Origin of the sequence: Poseidonibacter antarcticus (assembly GCF_003667345.1) — a bacterium.
Taxonomy (GTDB): Bacteria; Campylobacterota; Campylobacteria; order Campylobacterales; family Arcobacteraceae; genus Poseidonibacter; species Poseidonibacter antarcticus.
Genome location: NZ_RCWF01000012.1, coordinates 1 through 17133 on the forward strand (window position 1 = coordinate 1; position 17133 = coordinate 17133).

A 17133-nucleotide genomic window follows, 5' to 3' on the forward strand; every position below is an offset into this window, starting at 1 on the left:
GCATCAGCAAAAAAACTATTAAATAGTGGTATTCATCCAAAAATTGTTGCTAAAGATTTAGGTGTTTCATTGGCTACGCTTTATCGGTGGATTCCTGCTGGGTGAGATTAAAAAATATCAAAAAATTTTAAAAACTGTTATAATATAAACTACATAAAAAAGGATTTTAGTTGGATGAACTAGAAAAAGTAGCAATAGATTATCTTAATAAAAATAAAAAAAAGTTTTTAAGTGAATATACAAACAAAGTAAAACCCTTAGCTGAAAAAATAGCAATATTTACAGCTGGGATGAGTGGTGTTGGTAAAACAGAATTAGGTATTTTTTTTAAAGAAAATAATTCTGGTATTCTTCATATTGATACAGATAATATTAGAGAATTTTTTAAACCTGTTGGTTATGATGGTCAGAATTCAAATTCTTTCCAGAAAGTTGCAAGTAGAGGTTTTAATGAACTTTTTAACTATGCTTTAAAACAAAAATATTCTATTATTTTGGATTCTAATCTCTCTAATATTAACTTAGCTACTCAAAATATTGAAAGATTATTAAAAAGAGGCTACAATGTTGATATATATTATCTCTATAATTATCCCAAAGTTTGTTTTGAATATGCAACAAGAAGAGAAGTAGTAACTCATAGAAAAGTTCCTAAAGAAGTATTCGTTAAAAGCAATATAAATTCTTACAACACAGTTTTAGAGATAAAATCAATATTTAAAGATAGTATTAATTTACATCTTATAGACAAAAGAGATGACTCTTTCTATAAAGATATTGATAATAATTTTATAAAAGATAAAATAGGAGAAGATTTTGAATCTTAATGATCAAACTATGAAAGCCGCACTTAATAGAATAAATCAATTACAAAATGAAGTAATTGAAAAATCAAAAGCTATTGATGGTGCAGAAGATTTTGTAAAACAAAAAATAAAACTCTATGAAGAAGATGAAAAAATAAGAGCAATGTCTAAAAAAATTCATATGCAAGAAAAACAAATTACAGATAATTTTTTCAAAAGCTAGGTGAACCTCTAAATTTAGAGGTTGTGGGACTTATTGTTTATTTTAACTTAGAATAGCTTTGTATTCTATGTCCTAAAAAGTGTAACCAGATCAATTTGAATATATAGAGATTTTTTATAATAGGAAGCGAAGACATTCCTATAATAATTACTTGTCACCAAGTAAATTTGAGGAGAAAATGTTACAAATCGAAATGGCTGCATAGATAATTATTCTATTGTCCTGTTTAGGGTTGCTATATCATAAAGATGATATTAAAAGACATAAAAAAGAGCACCAAGATTTTATTGATAAAGTTAATGGTCTTTATCAAAAAATAAAGAATGATAAATCAATAAAAAATAACTATGGTATTGAAATGATGACAGAATTATTTAACTTTCTAAGGGAATGGATAGTACACCATATTATGGTTACAGATAAAAACCTTTTATTGAAAAATAATAAAGTGGTTTAATAATGTTCTAAATACTCTATGCAGTCTCTTCCTCAACTTTTTACTTTTGGAACACGAAGCACTCATATTAGTTTTCCGTGTTCCTCAAAGTGTTCAAAAAGTAAAAACTACAAAGTTCCGCAAGACTTAAGGGATTATGGAACAAAAAAAGTGAGCTTTTAAATTATATATTTAAAGCTTCTTCCAATTTTCCCTCAAAAAATATAACCAATTGAGAAAGTTTTAAACTAGTTCCAAATAGGCATTGTCCACTTTTTACTTGCATTTGGAAAAGTACCTTTTGTTTTAGTAATTTCTCTGAAGTCTCTATGGACTGATTCTATCAATTCTGGAATCTTATTTTATTAGTTCAAATACCTTGTCCATATCATATCTATTTGACATAAAATTCTGAATACTCCCTTCAAGAAGAGGAGTTATTTTATATTCTTTTTTTTCTCTTTAAATAGAAGTTCACTTAAGTGTACATATAATTACTTCTCTAATTTATTCATTTCTCTTAGAATTTTATCTCTTCTCTCATCACTTATATTTAGCTTCGCACAATAATCTACAAATCTATTTGAAAATGTTTTTACCATTGAATCAATTATTATATCAATTACTTCTTCTTTATGACCGAATAGTTCGCATACTTTTAATATATCAGCTCTTTTAATATTTTTTCTCTTACCATTTAATGATAATTGATGAGAACTAGTATATCCTGAACCATTACTATAAGTTAAATCATAAACTGGAGAATTTACCCAATTGCCATGCTCATCCATTAAGAAACTAAAGTTCTTTGCATGATCATCTTGATTTCTACTTATTATATTAAATATCATATGCATTATTGCTAATTGTATTTGCTCTTCACTATTAGTAACTGCTTGTACTGTTCTTAAATAATCTTCATATGAGAATATACCTGGTTTATTAAAATCTATATGTGCTATTCCACATAATGAGTGAAGATGAACTTTCTTTTGTCCTAATCTATCAAACCTTTTTACTGCTAGATGGTTATATTCTCTGTCTTTAAATAGTTCAACTTCAGATACATTCAATCCACAAGTTTTTGCAATCTTCATATAAATATACTCTATTCTTGTATACTCTTCTGCTTTTCTATTATCATTAGTACCATCAAATTTAAAGATATAATGTTCAAAATCTTTCTTTATAATTTCTCGTCCTGACCTAATCTCTCCAGTTTTTTTATTCCATGCAATAATAGCTTTAGATCTCGCACCACCTGCAGAAGATCCTGATTCCATTAGTTCTGGTATTACATGTTTAGCAGTTCCATTAATTACTTCTCTTGCAGCATCAACAAGTTCTCTAATCTCAAGTGCTACTTTAATCTCTTCTGTTTCTTCACTTGGTATATATTCTAATGCTCCCATTGAATTTACACCTACATAAGCTAACTTTTGAAGTAATGATAATTCATTTCTTTCAACACCTTTATCTGCAAAGTATTGTTCAATAATTGCATTACCAAACTTATCTGGTAAAGAGTCATGAAATACTCCTGCTAATCCACCAAAATAAGTATCATCACTATTATGATAAATACCAGTAGTTGATTTCTTTAGTTTTATTGGAGATATTTCTAAATTGTTTTTTAAAAAATCATCATCATATTCAAAGCTAATATTCTTGTTCTTATCTTCTGCTAAATACCCTAATGTCTCTCCATATATTTTTACTTCTAATTCCATTTATTACTCTTTTTTTGCTTTTGCTATTATTGCTTGAAATGGACTCATTCCTTGAAATGTATCATTCTTATTACTAGCAACTACTTTTGGTTCTGAACTAGCTCTTACTCTTACTTTTTTATTGAGTCTATTAGATTTGATTTGTACTTTTGGAGAGAACTCTGGTTCTTTTAGAAAATTATCTATTTCTGTTATCCTTCCTAATCCCATTAATATTCTTATGAAATTATCAAAAGTACCCTTCCCTTCATGCTCAAATTTTTTATATGTACTAAGTGCCATTCCTGTTTTTTTTGCCATTAAAGATTGAGTAATATTTTGTCTAAGTCTTTCACTTTTAATTCTTTTTGCTATAATATCTTCAATTTCTCTAGATGTTTTAAATTCCAACATATATATTCCTTAATAGTTATATATACAACTATAAAATATATTTAATTAAGCTTATAGTTGTATTTATAACTTTTATATGATTAATTATACCATCAATTTTTAATAATTAGATTAGCGGCTATTATAATCTTTAATTAAACCTAATATCTATATATACAACTATTAGGTTAATATTGTAAGTTAAAATTTATTTGGAGTATTCTGTAAAGAAAGAAATTCATATACAAATCCATACTTTCTAGTAAACCTCGAAGCACTTATTTATCTTCTTTAAATATATTTGGTGTTATAGAGCTTCTTATTTTTTGTTTCTCTTCAAATTTAACAGGTGATAAATTTCCTGAATAACTATGACTTTTTTAGCTTGCTTTTAACAAAGACTGTAAGAAACATATTGTGAACCTCTTGACATAAAAGAAGGTTGACAAAATATCATATTATCAAACTCTCATTATGATATATCGAAAGTTAAAATATTTAATTTTATCAATAAAGTGAATATTTAAAAAAATATCACTATCAACTATAAATTAATATGTATATTAATATAATACTTTAAAAGAATTATAATTTATATAAAAGATAAAACAAAGCATAATAAAGAAATAAACAGGAGAATATACATTTATGGAATTAGAAGAATCAAAAGCTCAAGCAATTAATGAAAATGGAATTTATAAGATTGTTATGAGAGAATTTACAAAAAATGATGTAAAGAATACACATAGTATTGATGATACTGTGCTAGCACTTCAAGATTATGGAATATCAATTATATAAGAGTACTTTTTAAAGAGTATATACATGAGATAAATATTAATAGTGATTTATCTGGAAAAGACACAAAAGAAAATACTATTTTTAATGTAGTATTAAAAGCAGTAGAACAAGTAAAAGCCACTAAAAAGAGTGATGCTGATAAAGTATTAGTACTTTTAAATAATGAAGTATCAAGATTTTATATAAAATCTGTAATAACAGAATATTTACAATTAAAAGATACTAATGAATACACAACAAGAGATGATGCTTTTTATTTTATAGGAGAAAATGAATATACTTATGATTGTTTAGAAAATGTTTTAATTTGCTTTGAAAAATATGGTATTGATAATTTTATGAGTTTAGCAACTGCAATTAAAAATGATAATGAAAATGGTTCAAGAATAGAATTGATTTTAGATGAAGAAGAACCTCGTTTAATAGTTCCTAAAGATGATGAAACTGCAATCAAAGAGATATTTAGAGAATTAGAATTTACTATGGAATATGACTTAATTTAATACTCAAAGGATTAAAATGAGTAAAAGAATAGATATAAGAGGTGTTATATATAATAGTATTTTACCTCTGAGGTTTATTGAAAATAAAAATACTCATGCTATATGGAAATGTAAATGTTTAAAATGTCATAAAGCAGTATATGTTTCATATATTAATATAGTTACTGGGAATACTAAATCATGTGCATCATGTGGACAAAGAAAATTATCTATAGAAGAGGCTAAAGAGATTTATAAAAAGAAACAAAACAATATTTCAGTAATAGCCCTAGCAAAAGAATATAATGTAGAAAGAAGTACTATTTATAGAACATTAAAAAATATGAAAGTGCAAAAGAAATAGAATCAATAAAAATTTCCCTTTTCATATTTACTCTAGAATTGTTTTTTATATAGAATAATAAGTCTTTTAAAATAAAAAACAATCCTCGTACAAATATAGAGCAGCTTTTACTAATGGTAAGCTTGTTCTAAAAGGACTTGTAATTTGGAATATACTCAATAAGGTACAGAGACTCTGAAAGAACTAGTTCTGTATAGATAAAAAAGTTGAACATAAGAATATTTTCAAGTTTCAGATGATTTCTTATAATTTGTTTATTACCCTATTTTTAATCTCTTCAAAATTTAAATCTATTCTATTAGTTTCACTTAGATATATAGGCTCTTTTTTTAATTTTATAAAATTTATAATATCATCAACTGAATTTACTTTACTATTAACTTTAGAAAATAGATTGACTATCTCATCTTTGTGTAATATCTTATTTTCTAAAATAGCTCCAAAATCAAATAAATCTCTTGATTTGTCTCTCATGATTAATGCAACTATTTTTAATTTAGCAATTGACTTTAAATCAAGTATTTTTAATTTTGTATTCTCGAAACTGTTAAATGAAGCTTGAGATAATATTTCTTTTTGAATGGGTCTATTAGCTTGAAAGAATTCTATTTTTACCTTATCTAGTACAAACTTTATCATATACTCATCAGGAAATAATCCAGCCATTCTAAGTGCAGTTACATTTTCATCTTGAAGTTTTATAGCTTCTAATGCTGAAATAGATGAAATGATTTTTCTATATGGCAAAGTTTTAGAAGATACGATATCTATATCTTCTGATATTCTATGACTTAAATAATAAGCCAAAGCTGTACCTCCTACGAAGTACAACTCATTGTTAAATACTTCATTATCACTTATCTTATCTAATGCTTTTTTTTACATTAACAGTCATTTATTATACCATTTAGTCTTCTATACATCTCATTTTGATTATACGTACCATTTATAGGTATATCCATACCACTAGTTGATATATATCCCTTAGAGTAGATCTTTTTATACTTATCTACCAATACATTTTTAACCATATTTTTACCAAACTGTTCACATAATTTTTGGATATCTTGTTCATTCATACTCGATAAATAGTTTGAGATGATAGTATAAACATTTTGTTCACTTTGTTCATTTGTTTGCCAAAAAAGATTATGAGAGTAAGCACTAGGATCAAATATTATTATATCATCAATATCTACTGCATTTATCTTTTTTTTTGCTTCATCGTATTCTAAGGACTCCAAAAGAGTATATAATCTTTGTCTACTTTTTTTCCAATCCCTAAGCGTTCTATCTGGTACATCTAATAGTTTACTAATTTGTTGTTGAGTCATAGTTATACCTTTCTAATTTTATTATTATAGGCGAATATCGCCTATTCGTCAATATTGAAAGTTCATACTTAGATAAACTAAAGCTTTAACCTGAGATAGGTTTATTAATTAAATTTTTACGAATTGGTTGAAATATCTGAAAGGATAATATGAAATCATACTCAGATAAGTGAACTTAGACTTACAACATTACTATACGAAAAAAGATAATGAGATTATTGTTTTATTAGATATTGCTAATAAATAAGTGTTACAAAGTGGTGCATTTCTGGATTGCACTTGACAATAGAGAAGAATCCAAAAAATATAGGTTGCTGACCTTGTTATTTTAACTTAGATACTTTTAATTATAAATATCCATTTAGTCGCCTCTCCATCACACATATATATCTATTTTTTGACTAGTATAAATAGTTTTTATTAATCGTATTGATTATACTTGTTTAAGATTTTGATAGATTTAAAATAACTAAATATATTATTCTAAATCTATCAATAGTAAATATAAAACTAAAATTAGGAAACAAGAAAATCTATAGTTAAAATTTCATACTTACTTAATCTATGGATACACCATCGAAAAAATCATTCAAATCTACTTCTAAGACATTAGCTATTTTTATTAAATGTTCTATATTGAAATGTTTATCTTGGATACAAAGCTCTGCATTTGAAATAACACCAACTGCTTTGTGTCCAATCATTAACGATAATTTTAATTGAGAAACACCCTTCTTCTCTCTAGCCTTCTTAACATTTCGTCCAATTATTTTATAAATATTCTTCATCTCATTTTTTGAAATTGTACAGTTCTTCATTAAATACATACCTATAGTTAGTTTATTCTAAGTATATTTTGTATAGAATACTTTATCAACTATCTATAGTTAGGGGGAAATAATGGAATTAGTACAATTAAATACAAAAGAAGAATACTTAATAGAATTCAAAGATAGACTTTTAGAAACAATAAAAGGAATCAATTCTAATACTAAAGGCTATGAAAAAATCAATACCTTATTAAATGAACTCAATGATGAAATTACTATAAATAAAAAAGAAATAAAGGATATTCTTAATGATGATAGTAAGTATATAAATTTCAAAGCAAAGACAGCAGATATATCAAAATTATTTGAAATTAAAAATGCCTATCAGTTAAACAATATCGATGATACTCTCGATCTTGTATTAGATGATTTTATTGAAATGTTTTTTATATATTCACTCGATGAAGTTGTAGATGTAGTACAGAAAAAAGAAATTGAAAGTTATTTAAATGGAACAGAGTTTTATATAGGCAAGAAGAAGGATGATGAAAGTCATATATTAATAGCATATAAAATAGATGATTTAGTAATACATGATGAATTAAAATATCTTGATTTAAAAGTTTTTGAAAGATATATTATAAATAATGTAGTTTTCTTATTTTCCCCTAAATTTACACTTAAAGATATCAATAATATTAAATCTAGTTACACAAATCTTTAATCCATCTACAGCAGTTTTTTAATGATAAGGAGTATGGAAAGGTAACATGAATTCATACTCGGAATTAAAAGATTCTGAGATATCTAAATTATGATCTGTCAACACTCGTATAATCATCTAACTCCATCACCCAAACCTTTTCAAATAGATTTCAACATTCTCATTTACTTTTATTTTCAGATCATCAGGCTCAATCACACCAACATGAGGAATATATCTTTGAATTGTTGGAATTATCTCCATATAGTCTGTAATTGTTAATTCGATATCACAAGATTCATCATCATAAACTTTTAAAACTCTTTGGGTTTTGTTTAGTGGTTTGCGTTGGAAATATCGTGACACTTTTGAATCTATAAATAGTTGAACTATCATAGGTTCATTTTCTGGCTTATAATAGGCACTTATTGCATTATCAAAGGTTTTTATTTTTTCTTCATCAAATGAAAAATGAGTATTTAATATTTCTATATTTTTTATAGTATATAAATGAAAAGTTTTTATTTTATTATCTATTGGTTCAAAAACTATTAGATACCAAAATCCTTCAAGGTTTAGGATTTTTAGAGGATATATCTCTCTATTTTTCTTATTATAAAGGCATTTGATAATTGATTTTGTTTCAACAGCATTTTTAATTTGGATTATTTCATTTTTAAAGTTATCAATTTTCTCAATAGAATTTGTTTGATAAAGTTTATTAGTTAATTCATCTTCAAATTTTAGAAATAAACTATCTACTTTTAGAGATAAATCTTCATCACTATATTTATCTTTTGATTTATTTTTAAGTATTGCAATGATTGCTAATTCATCAGAAGAAAACAAAGTTTTTGTTAAAAAGTTGTTTTTTGCTTTATAAGTTTTTGAAGAGTAATCATAATAGATTTTATCATCTATAAATAAAGGCAAGATATAATCTTTAAAATCTGTTTGAATGATTTTTTTACTTACTCCTAATCTTTCAACAAGATTTGGTGTTGATAAATCATAACCTTTATTTAACAGTTCTAATATTATAGATAATCTATTTATTCTAATATCAAAATTCATTTTATTCTTTAATAATAATTTATTAATTATTATATCTAGAAAATAACTCTTAAATGACTCTTTTTTATTTAAATTCAAGAGGATTTTTAATAATTTAATATTTCTACACTAATCCTGTAAACAATATTTTACATTTAATGCTATTTTCAACTAAATCTTCATTAATAGCTGTTCCAAAGATTATCTCACAATTGTTATTACAATTATCATTTATAAAACCCATAATATCATTTACGATAAATAAAGAACTATTTGGTAAAATCTCAAATTCAACCCAAATACCTTTTGCAGCTTTTAATTCATTAGAAAATTCATTTTTTAAATCAGTTGTAACATCATCAACATTAAAAATTTTAACATACCCAGCAACTTTTCCTATTTTAGACAAGATTGTTTGTAAATCTTGTAAGTCAGTATTTATAGTCTCTAAATTCATTTTATTCTCCCCTATTGTTTATATAGTGAAATTATAAACTAAGTGAATTACTTAGCTTGGGGATTTGATCTTTATTATTAACTTCAAGTATGATTTTATAGTAAATATATAGAGATTTAGTGATGTATTTACTTAATAATTTGTCACTATTAAATAGGACATAGAATTTGAACAGTCGCATCATTAACTTCTCACTTTAAGAGTAGTTTTCACTAATGGAAAGATTATTCCAAAAAGTACAGGTTGTTGATCTTATTATTTTATCTAAGAATCTTTTAAATTCTAAGTATGAATTAATGTTACCTCTCCAGTAGTTAATAACTCTAATATAGACAGCTTCTAAAATATATCATTGAAGTAATATTTAGAATTAAGTTATAATATTATGAGAGGTGTAAATATGTTAGTACAAAAAATCAAATTTTTATTACCTGTTATTATATTTATATCACTTTTTTCTACATTAAATCTTCTTTCAAATTGGTATAAAAATAAGTTACAAATGGAAGAAAATAAAGCCATCATCTCTGAGTTAAAAGCACATTCAACTTCAATAGAAGAGAGTATTAATAAACGTTTCCTAATTCTTAACTTACTTAAAAGTTATATTTCACAAAATATTAATGCAGAAAATATAATTGACCAAAATAACATTGAACTTAACAAATATGCAAAAACACTATTTAATTCAGTTGAAGGAATTAAAGCTTTACAAGTTTCTCCAAATGGTATTCATGCGTTTACATATCCAATAAAAGGAAATGAAAAAGCACTCAATAAAAACTTATTTAAGGATAAAAGAGTTGAAGTAATAAAAATGTTAGAAGTAACAATAAACTCTACAAAAATTATTACAAATGCCCCTTATGAATTAAGGCAAGGTGGTCTGGGGTTAGTAGCAAGACAAAGTATAAGACATAATGGTAAATTTTGGGGTTTTGTTGTTATTGTTTTAGATATGGGTTATATTCTTGAAAAAGCTGGTATTACTGAAAATAACAATCACTTAAATATTTCAATATTTCAAGATAAGAGATATATCTTTGGATCTAAAAATATACTAAATAATCCTCATCAAAGTATCTCTTTAAAAATAGCAAATCAAAACCTTTCATTATTAGCAAGCAAAAAAGAATCTTTGGATTCAATGACACTCTTACTTATAAATATCGCAATTTTTTTCATATCAATATTAAGTTCCTTTATAATTTATATACTCTTAAATAGACAAATTAAACTTGAAAGTGATATTGATAAAACCTTATTGGAATTAGAGTATAAAAATAAAGAACTTGAAACTATTATTCAAGAAAATCCTCATCCTATGATTTTACATAAAGAAGGTGGAGAGATTATTATGATTAATAAAGCATGGACTAAATCTTCTGGATTTATAATAGAAGATATCCCAACAATTGATGATTGGATTAATAGTGTATATGCTAAAGAAAATAAAAGTAATGCAAAAAAACATGTTGATTCTCTTTATGAAATTACTGAAACTGTAGAAGAAGGTGAGTTTACTTTTTTTAACAAAAATAAAAAGTTATTGACCTGGCAATTTTCTTCTTCCCCTTTAGGATTAATTAACGGTAAACGTACTGTTATAACATCTGCCATGGATATAACTGAATTAAAAAATAAAGAAAAAATACTTTTCCAACAATCTAAAATGGCTGCAATAGGAGAAATGCTTAATAATATAGCTCATCAATGGAGACAACCACTTTCAACTATTTCAACTTCAGCTACTGGTGCAAAATTACAAAAAGAAATGAATTCTTTATCTGATGAAGAATTAAATACATTATTAACTATGATTAATGATTCTGCACAATATCTTTCTAAAACTATTGATGATTTTAGAAGTTTCTTTAATCCTTCTGATACTAAAACTTCAAGATTCTTGATTTCAGGAGTAATTACTAAAACATTAAATCTTATAACTGCTCAATTTATAGCAAAAGATATAGAAATTGTTAAAAATATTGAAGATATTTCTATAGTTTCCATTGAAAATGAATTTATTCAAGTTCTTGCTAATATACTGAATAATTCAAGAGATGCACTACTTACGTTAAAAGGCAAAAAAAGATATATCTTTATTGATGTATACAAAAAGGAAAGTAAACTTCTTCTAGAGATAAAAGATAATGCAGGAGGAATACCTGTAGATATAATAGATAGCGTATTTGAACCATATTTTACAACAAAGCATTGTTCCCAAGGTACTGGTATTGGATTGTATATGAGTGAAGAAATTGTACGAATACATTTAAATGGTAGTCTTACGGTTACTAATTCCGATTATTCTTATAAGGGTGTTGATTATACTGGGGCTAAGTTTACAATTGGAATAAGTATAGATTAATTCTGTAACCGATTTACTTAACCTGAGAGTAATCTTTCCTAAACCTCTTATATTTGGAGCAGTTTTTACTACTTGTAAGCTTGCTCCAAAAAGAGTTGAATTTTAGAACATCTTGAAGTAGTTAAATTGACTACTACTTTTTAGCTACATCTTTAATTGCTCTATAGATAGTATTACGTGCTACATGAAAGGACTTAGATAACCATTCAACAGACTTTCCTTTTTCATGTTGCAAGTATATAAGTTTTTTCTCTTTAGTACCCAGAATAGCTTTTCTACCAAACTGAACGCCTTTTTTCTTTGCAGCTTCAATTCCTTCTCTAACACGTTCATTGATTAAATCACGTTCAAATTCTGCAATAGCACCTAACATTGTAAACAACAGTCTACCTGCTGGAGATGTTGTATCTATATTCTGATGTAATACTTTGAGATGTACATCTTTATTTTGTAAGAATTTTGCAGTATTATGAAGGTCTATTACAGACCTTGCTAATCTATCAAGTTTTGTAATATAAAGTACATCACCTTCTCTTACAAAGTCCATCATAATCTTAAACTGTTCTCTATCTGATTCATTCTTTCCTGACCTTTTTTCTGAGAAGATCTTTTTGCAATCAACACTCTTGAGTTGATCAATTTGATTCTCAAGATTTTGACCAGCAGTTGAAACTCTTGCATAACCTACATTCATAATAAATCCTTTGTTTTGAACTTATTATTTATCTCATATATTAGAAGAATTGTAAAGTAATGTCTATTTCTCTAAAAGAACAGGTTGTTGAACTTATTTATACTTTTAAATTCTAAGTATAAATTTATATTAGCACTCTAATACAGTTTTAGGTTTAAAAGATATATTTGATATTTATAGTAAGGAAGAGTGAATTTTCAAGATTTAAAATTCTATTCAATATTTTAGATAAACCTATTGAAGTTTTTTTAAAATAAATGTTTGGTATGATAGTCATATAAAAGCCTTTGTTATAGTGTTTTGTGGTAAAAAATTATTACTTAAATTATGGGTTGTTTGTAGAAATTTGCAAGTGACTCTATATTAAAAACAATAAAATCAATGGAGTGTTAATGAAGAAATTATTAATTATTTTATTATTAATTATGCCTTCTTTTCTTTTTTCGTCTGCAAATGAATCTAATAAAGTAGATTTATCGAAATTTAAATGGGAATACAGATTAGGTGATTCACCTTTTGAAAACGATATTCCTTTGTGGACTATTGATTCTCCTAATTCTAAATGGAAAGAAATTATCTACCCAAGCAACCCTTTAGATAGAGGTGATCTTAAAAATGTATGGTATAGAGTAAAACTGCCTGAGCATCTACCTGCTGATCCCAATCTATATATTTTTAGTATAGATTTTATTGTACAAGTCTATTTAAAAAATAAATTAATATATGATTTTGGAGAGTTTGATGAAAATGCTAAAGGAGAGTTTAAAGGCTGGCCTTGGCATATGATTTCACTTCCTTCTTTTAGTGAAAATGAGTATTTGTATTTTAGAATATATTCAAATTATATTGATATTGGTTTATGGGGTGAAATCTTAATAGATTCAAAAGGTAATATTTATGAAAAACTTTTAGAACATGATATACCAAAAATAACTATAGGTTCCATTTCTATATTTGTTGCTGTACTTTTTTTAATATCTTTTTTATCTAGACGTAAAAAAATAGAGTTGCTTATTTTAGGTTTATTATTTTTAACTCAAGGATTAAATGTATTTTTTTCGGCAAAAATACTAGATATTTTTCTATTTTATCCATTATTAAAGCAGTATATTTTATTAATTGTATTTTTCTTTTTTCCCATTGGAATGGCTATGTTTATGGATAAAATAATTACCTATAAAGTACCTTTTAATATTATAAAAAGAATATGGCAATTTCATTTAATATATCTTTTGGGAGCAGTTTTCGGTTCACTTCTTGGTTTTTATAGTATAGCTTCAACATATGAATATTTTGATATTTTTTATAATTTTATAACATTACCAATATTGACAATATTTATGGTTTATTTCTTTTTTAAAGGAGATAGACAAACTAAAATTGTAACTTTTAGTTTTTTTATCATATCGCTTTATTGGGTTTACTCATCTTTAATTGCTCATGGTTTAGTGCAATGGGAAGAGTATCCTAGTGATATTGCTATTTTTATATGCTTATTACTTTTGACATATTCAATTGTTGATAACTTAAATTATACTAAAGAGTTAGAAGAAGCAAAAGAAGAATTAATAATATTGTCATCGACTGATTATTTAACAAAATTAAATAATAGAAAAAAAATAGATTCAGTTTTAGAAGAGAATGAAAAAAAATTTAAAAGATATAAAGATGATTTTTCTATAATTTTATTAGATATTGATGATTTTAAAAAAATAAATGATAAATATGGACATTTATCTGGAGATGAAGTCTTGGTGGGTATTTCAAATATATTAACTGAGTTTACTCGAGAAGTAGATGCTGTGGGAAGATGGGGTGGTGAAGAATTCATAATTATTTGTCCAAAAACAAATAAAGATGAGGCATTAGTTCTTGCTGAGAAATTAAGAAATAAAATATCAACCTATGATTTCAAATATTTGGGAAATATAACTGCAAGTTTTGGTATTTCTACATATGTGGAAAACAGTTCATTAAAAGAACTTTTATTAAAAGCAGATAATGCTATGTATCTTTCTAAATCAAAAGGTAAAAATAGAGTTGAAAGTATCTAGTTTTTAAAATTTATTACACTGGAGTGGGAACATAAATTCATACTCAAAATTAAAAGATTCTGAAATAAAATAATCTATCATTAAGACATAGGATATAAATTCTGAACACTCTCTTCCAAAACTTCTTAGATTTGGAACAGTTTTTACTAACGTATAGCTTGTTCCAAAAAGAGTTGAAATTTGGAGTATGTTTAATACGTACAAGTTATTGAACTTTTGTGAGAGTGTAAAAAGAAGTTTCTCAACCCTAACAATTAAATTTATATGAAAATATAATAGGATTTACACATGAGTTTGATTAATAACGAAGAATTAAAAAAACAAATAGTAAATGGATCATTTACAGGGCTTGATGATCTATCCTTGAACCGCTTTTGCATTTGTATTTCCATTTCTTTAATGATTTTATCCTTAATATTTACTTGGTTTTTTTAAACTTAATCAGATAGTTCTGCAATTTGATTCAAATATATTGTAAATATGTTATCATATATACTGCATTAAGATTTACTCTAGGATGGGGTGTACATGAATACAATCGCAAAAGAAAATGCCATACTACAAATTATAAAATATCTACCATCGTCACTTATGGTACTATTAATTATATCGGCAACTACTTATATCTCTATACAACATAATAATGATTTAAAAATTAAAAAATTAAAAATAGAAAAAGAGTATTTGACTTCAAATAAAGAGCGGATTAAATTACATATTGATGTATTAAATAGATATATCCAACAACAACTTAACGATTCTGAGGTACAACTTAAAAAAGAGCTAAATGAAAAAATAAATGTAGCACATAATATAGCTTTAAATATTTATAATAAAAATAAAAATAGATTATCAAAAAAAGAGATTATTGAACGTATAAAATATGCGATTGAACCTATGCGATTCGATGAGGGGAGCGGTTATTTTTCTATACACACAATGGATGGAATAAATATTTTAAATCCAGCATTTAGGTATTTAAAAGGAACATCAGTACTTAATAGAAAAGATAGTATGGGACACTATCCTGTTCAAGAAGCTATTAAAATAGCCAAAACTCAAGATAAGGGTTTTTTTACTTGGGATTATTATAAACCAAATGACACATCAAAAATATATAAAAAATTTGGAATCGTAAAAAAGTTTGCACCTTATAATCTTATCATCACTACAGCAATTTTTAAAGAGGATTTTAAAAAAAGTTTAAAAAAAGTTTAAAAAAAGAGATGTTAAGACATTTTTCTACACTTAAATATCTGGATAATGGATACCTTTTTGTAATAGATGAAAATGCGAAAATATTAGTATCACAAACAAAAAAAGAGGATCAAAAATATAATGTAATCCATTTTGTTCCTAAACTAAAATCATTTATCAACTCTTCACAAAGGAGTACCTATTTAGAGTATTCACATCAAAAAGACTCAAAAATCTATTCAAAAATTTCATACCTTTTAAAAGTAGAAAATCTCAACTGGATTATCGCCACAGGATTTAATCTAGATAAATTAAATGTGAACATAGAAAATGAACAACAAGCATTAAAAAAAATATATCATGAAAAAATGAATACTATTTTATTTTGGGCTGGTATTTCTACACTTGTTTTTTTAATGCTCTCTATCTTTTTTTCTAGAGTTTTAGAATGTCAACATTAAATAGGACCCAGAATTTTGAGTAGTCTCTTCCTCAAAGTCTTATTTTTGGAGCAGTTATTACTAAGGGGGATCTTGTCCAAAAAGACTTGAATTGTTGAACTTGTTATTTTAACTTAGAATCTTTTAATGTTCTAAGTATGAATAAGTGTAGCCGGATCATTCTTCCTTTTCAAATATATAAATATCATTAGTAATATGTAATCGTCCATTTAAATGTTTTTCAACAATTTCTTTACTCATATACAAACCAATACTTGTTCCTCCAAATTTATGTTTTATTATAAAGTATGGTTCAAAAATTTTATCTATAATATCTTCTTTGATTTCAATTGGAAGTAATACATCTCTTGAATTATTTAGAATATTTATTAAAACTTGGATTAATCCATTTTGTATTGATGATATTCGGCATTCTTCTATATTTTGCATAAAATGCTATAATTCTAGAATAATAAAACTAAGGTAAATAAATGAATGAAGAACTATTAGTAAAATGTTTAGCACAATTAGGGAATATTACAAGATTAAGAATTTATAGATTATTGATAAAAGCTGGAAAAAAAGGATTAAATGTTGGAACAGTTCAAGAAGAATTAAAAATCCCAGCATCTACACTTTCTCATCATATTTCAAAACTTGCTAATCTAGGTTTAGTAACGCAAGTAAGAGAAGGTACAGTATTAAAATGTATTGCAAACTATGAATTATTAAGTGATGTAATCTTTGAATTAAAAAGTCAATGTTGTGTTGATAGTGACTCTTATGAACAAGATATTGCAGAAGAAAATACTAAGTGTTCTAATATAATAAAACAATAATCTATTA

Annotated in this window: 23 protein-coding genes and 1 pseudogene; 14 read left to right on the top strand and 10 right to left on the bottom strand. The window is 25.4% G+C overall.

Annotated features, from left to right (window positions below; all coding sequences use genetic code 11):
• From D9T19_RS14850 to D9T19_RS12005, 5 genes are all read left to right on the top strand, one after another.
• Positions 1-105 (top strand): helix-turn-helix domain-containing protein (locus tag D9T19_RS14850; RefSeq protein WP_162984580.1); only part of this gene is annotated, 105 nt, incomplete at its 5' end.
• Positions 106-170: 65 nt separating this feature from the next.
• The gene (locus tag D9T19_RS11990) at positions 171-827 is read left to right on the top strand and encodes a zeta toxin family protein (RefSeq protein WP_121628481.1); all 657 of its coding nucleotides are present in this window, start codon (positions 171-173) and stop codon (positions 825-827) included.
• Positions 817-1029, top strand: coding sequence for a hypothetical protein (locus tag D9T19_RS11995; protein ID WP_121628482.1), 213 nt, complete (start codon positions 817-819; stop codon positions 1027-1029). Before D9T19_RS11990 ends, D9T19_RS11995 begins: the two co-directional genes overlap by 11 nt.
• 103 nt (positions 1030-1132) lie before the next feature.
• A complete protein-coding gene (locus tag D9T19_RS12000; protein ID WP_121628558.1) occupies positions 1133-1234 on the top strand; it encodes a hypothetical protein in 102 nt (33 codons plus the stop codon).
• Between the two features lie 27 nt (positions 1235-1261).
• Positions 1262-1486 (top strand): hemerythrin domain-containing protein, encoded by a 225-nt coding sequence (locus D9T19_RS12005; protein ID WP_162984581.1) that lies wholly within the window; start codon positions 1262-1264, stop codon positions 1484-1486.
• Between the two features lie 163 nt (positions 1487-1649).
• Here the strand turns inward: D9T19_RS12005 and D9T19_RS14685 are convergent.
• From D9T19_RS14685 to D9T19_RS12015, 3 genes and pseudogenes are all read right to left on the bottom strand, one after another.
• A pseudogene (locus D9T19_RS14685) lies at positions 1650-1809 on the bottom strand (IS256 family transposase); the annotation flags it as partial.
• 150 nt (positions 1810-1959) lie between these two features.
• Positions 1960-3195 carry a type II toxin-antitoxin system HipA family toxin gene (locus D9T19_RS12010; RefSeq protein WP_121628484.1) on the bottom strand — a complete coding sequence of 412 codons (1236 nt, stop codon included), beginning with the start codon at positions 3193-3195 and terminating at the stop codon, positions 1960-1962.
• Positions 3196-3198: 3 nt separating this feature from the next.
• Positions 3199-3588 (bottom strand): helix-turn-helix domain-containing protein, encoded by a 390-nt coding sequence (locus tag D9T19_RS12015; RefSeq protein WP_121628485.1) that lies wholly within the window; start codon positions 3586-3588, stop codon positions 3199-3201.
• 627 nt (positions 3589-4215) lie between these two features.
• On the opposite strand from D9T19_RS12015, the gene D9T19_RS14550 reads away from it, so the two are divergent.
• The 3 genes from D9T19_RS14550 to D9T19_RS12020 all read left to right on the top strand — a co-directional run bounded on the left by D9T19_RS14550 (position 4216) and on the right by D9T19_RS12020 (position 5214).
• Positions 4216-4368, top strand: a complete 153-nt coding sequence (locus D9T19_RS14550) for a hypothetical protein (RefSeq protein WP_162984582.1) — start codon at positions 4216-4218, stop codon at positions 4366-4368.
• Positions 4369-4706: 338 nt separating this feature from the next.
• A complete protein-coding gene (locus D9T19_RS14555) occupies positions 4707-4871 on the top strand; it encodes a hypothetical protein (RefSeq protein ID WP_162984583.1) in 165 nt (54 codons plus the stop codon).
• Positions 4872-4887: 16 nt separating this feature from the next.
• Entirely contained in the window at positions 4888-5214 is a 327-nt protein-coding gene (locus tag D9T19_RS12020) for a helix-turn-helix domain-containing protein (RefSeq protein ID WP_121628486.1), read from the top strand.
• 243 nt (positions 5215-5457) lie between these two features.
• On the opposite strand, the gene D9T19_RS12025 is transcribed toward D9T19_RS12020, so the two are convergent.
• The 3 genes from D9T19_RS12025 to D9T19_RS12035 form a co-directional block, all read right to left on the bottom strand.
• On the bottom strand, positions 5458-6075 hold the full coding sequence (locus D9T19_RS12025) for a nucleotidyl transferase AbiEii/AbiGii toxin family protein (RefSeq protein ID WP_121628487.1): 618 nt from the start codon (positions 6073-6075) through the stop codon (positions 5458-5460).
• 23 nt (positions 6076-6098) lie between these two features.
• Positions 6099-6548: a hypothetical protein gene (locus D9T19_RS12030; protein ID WP_121628488.1), complete on the bottom strand. Its 450-nt coding sequence runs from the start codon at positions 6546-6548 to the stop codon at positions 6099-6101.
• A 557-nt stretch (positions 6549-7105) separates the two neighbouring features.
• Positions 7106-7366, bottom strand: coding sequence for a helix-turn-helix domain-containing protein (locus D9T19_RS12035; RefSeq protein ID WP_121628489.1), 261 nt, complete (start codon positions 7364-7366; stop codon positions 7106-7108).
• A gap of 82 nt (positions 7367-7448) precedes the next feature.
• On the opposite strand from D9T19_RS12035, the gene D9T19_RS12040 reads away from it, so the two are divergent.
• Entirely contained in the window at positions 7449-8042 is a 594-nt protein-coding gene (locus D9T19_RS12040; RefSeq protein ID WP_121628490.1) for a hypothetical protein, read from the top strand.
• Between the two features lie 126 nt (positions 8043-8168).
• Here D9T19_RS12040 and D9T19_RS12045 read toward each other — a convergent pair whose 3' ends face one another.
• Both D9T19_RS12045 and D9T19_RS12050 read right to left on the bottom strand, forming a co-directional pair.
• The gene (locus D9T19_RS12045; RefSeq protein WP_121628491.1) at positions 8169-9095 is read right to left on the bottom strand and encodes a helix-turn-helix transcriptional regulator; all 927 of its coding nucleotides are present in this window, start codon (positions 9093-9095) and stop codon (positions 8169-8171) included.
• 103 nt (positions 9096-9198) lie between these two features.
• On the bottom strand, positions 9199-9531 hold the full coding sequence (locus tag D9T19_RS12050) for an FtsZ/tubulin family protein (RefSeq protein ID WP_121628492.1): 333 nt from the start codon (positions 9529-9531) through the stop codon (positions 9199-9201).
• 400 nt (positions 9532-9931) lie between these two features.
• Between D9T19_RS12050 and D9T19_RS12055 the strand changes: the two genes are divergently transcribed.
• Positions 9932-11902, top strand: coding sequence for an ATP-binding protein (locus tag D9T19_RS12055; RefSeq protein ID WP_162984585.1), 1971 nt, complete (start codon positions 9932-9934; stop codon positions 11900-11902).
• Positions 11903-12035: 133 nt separating this feature from the next.
• Here the strand turns inward: D9T19_RS12055 and D9T19_RS12060 are convergent, their stop codons facing one another.
• On the bottom strand, positions 12036-12596 hold the full coding sequence (locus D9T19_RS12060; protein ID WP_121628494.1) for a recombinase family protein: 561 nt from the start codon (positions 12594-12596) through the stop codon (positions 12036-12038).
• Between the two features lie 392 nt (positions 12597-12988).
• On the opposite strand from D9T19_RS12060, the gene D9T19_RS12065 reads away from it, so the two are divergent.
• From D9T19_RS12065 to D9T19_RS14735, 3 genes are all read left to right on the top strand, one after another.
• Positions 12989-14650 (top strand): GGDEF domain-containing protein, encoded by a 1662-nt coding sequence (locus tag D9T19_RS12065; RefSeq protein ID WP_121628495.1) that lies wholly within the window; start codon positions 12989-12991, stop codon positions 14648-14650.
• A 528-nt stretch (positions 14651-15178) separates the two neighbouring features.
• Positions 15179-15868 carry a cache domain-containing protein gene (locus D9T19_RS14730; protein WP_121628496.1) on the top strand — a complete coding sequence of 230 codons (690 nt, stop codon included), beginning with the start codon at positions 15179-15181 and terminating at the stop codon, positions 15866-15868.
• Positions 15869-15876: 8 nt separating this feature from the next.
• A complete protein-coding gene (locus D9T19_RS14735; protein WP_121628497.1) occupies positions 15877-16308 on the top strand; it encodes a cache domain-containing protein in 432 nt (143 codons plus the stop codon).
• Positions 16309-16464: 156 nt separating this feature from the next.
• Here the strand turns inward: D9T19_RS14735 and D9T19_RS12080 are convergent, their stop codons facing one another.
• Positions 16465-16737 carry an ATP-binding protein gene (locus D9T19_RS12080; protein WP_121628498.1) on the bottom strand — a complete coding sequence of 91 codons (273 nt, stop codon included), beginning with the start codon at positions 16735-16737 and terminating at the stop codon, positions 16465-16467.
• 41 nt (positions 16738-16778) lie between these two features.
• Here D9T19_RS12080 and D9T19_RS12085 point away from each other — a divergent pair, with 41 nt between their 5' ends.
• Positions 16779-17126: an ArsR/SmtB family transcription factor gene (locus tag D9T19_RS12085; protein WP_121628499.1), complete on the top strand. Its 348-nt coding sequence runs from the start codon at positions 16779-16781 to the stop codon at positions 17124-17126.
• The last annotated feature ends 7 nt before the right edge of the window (positions 17127-17133 follow it).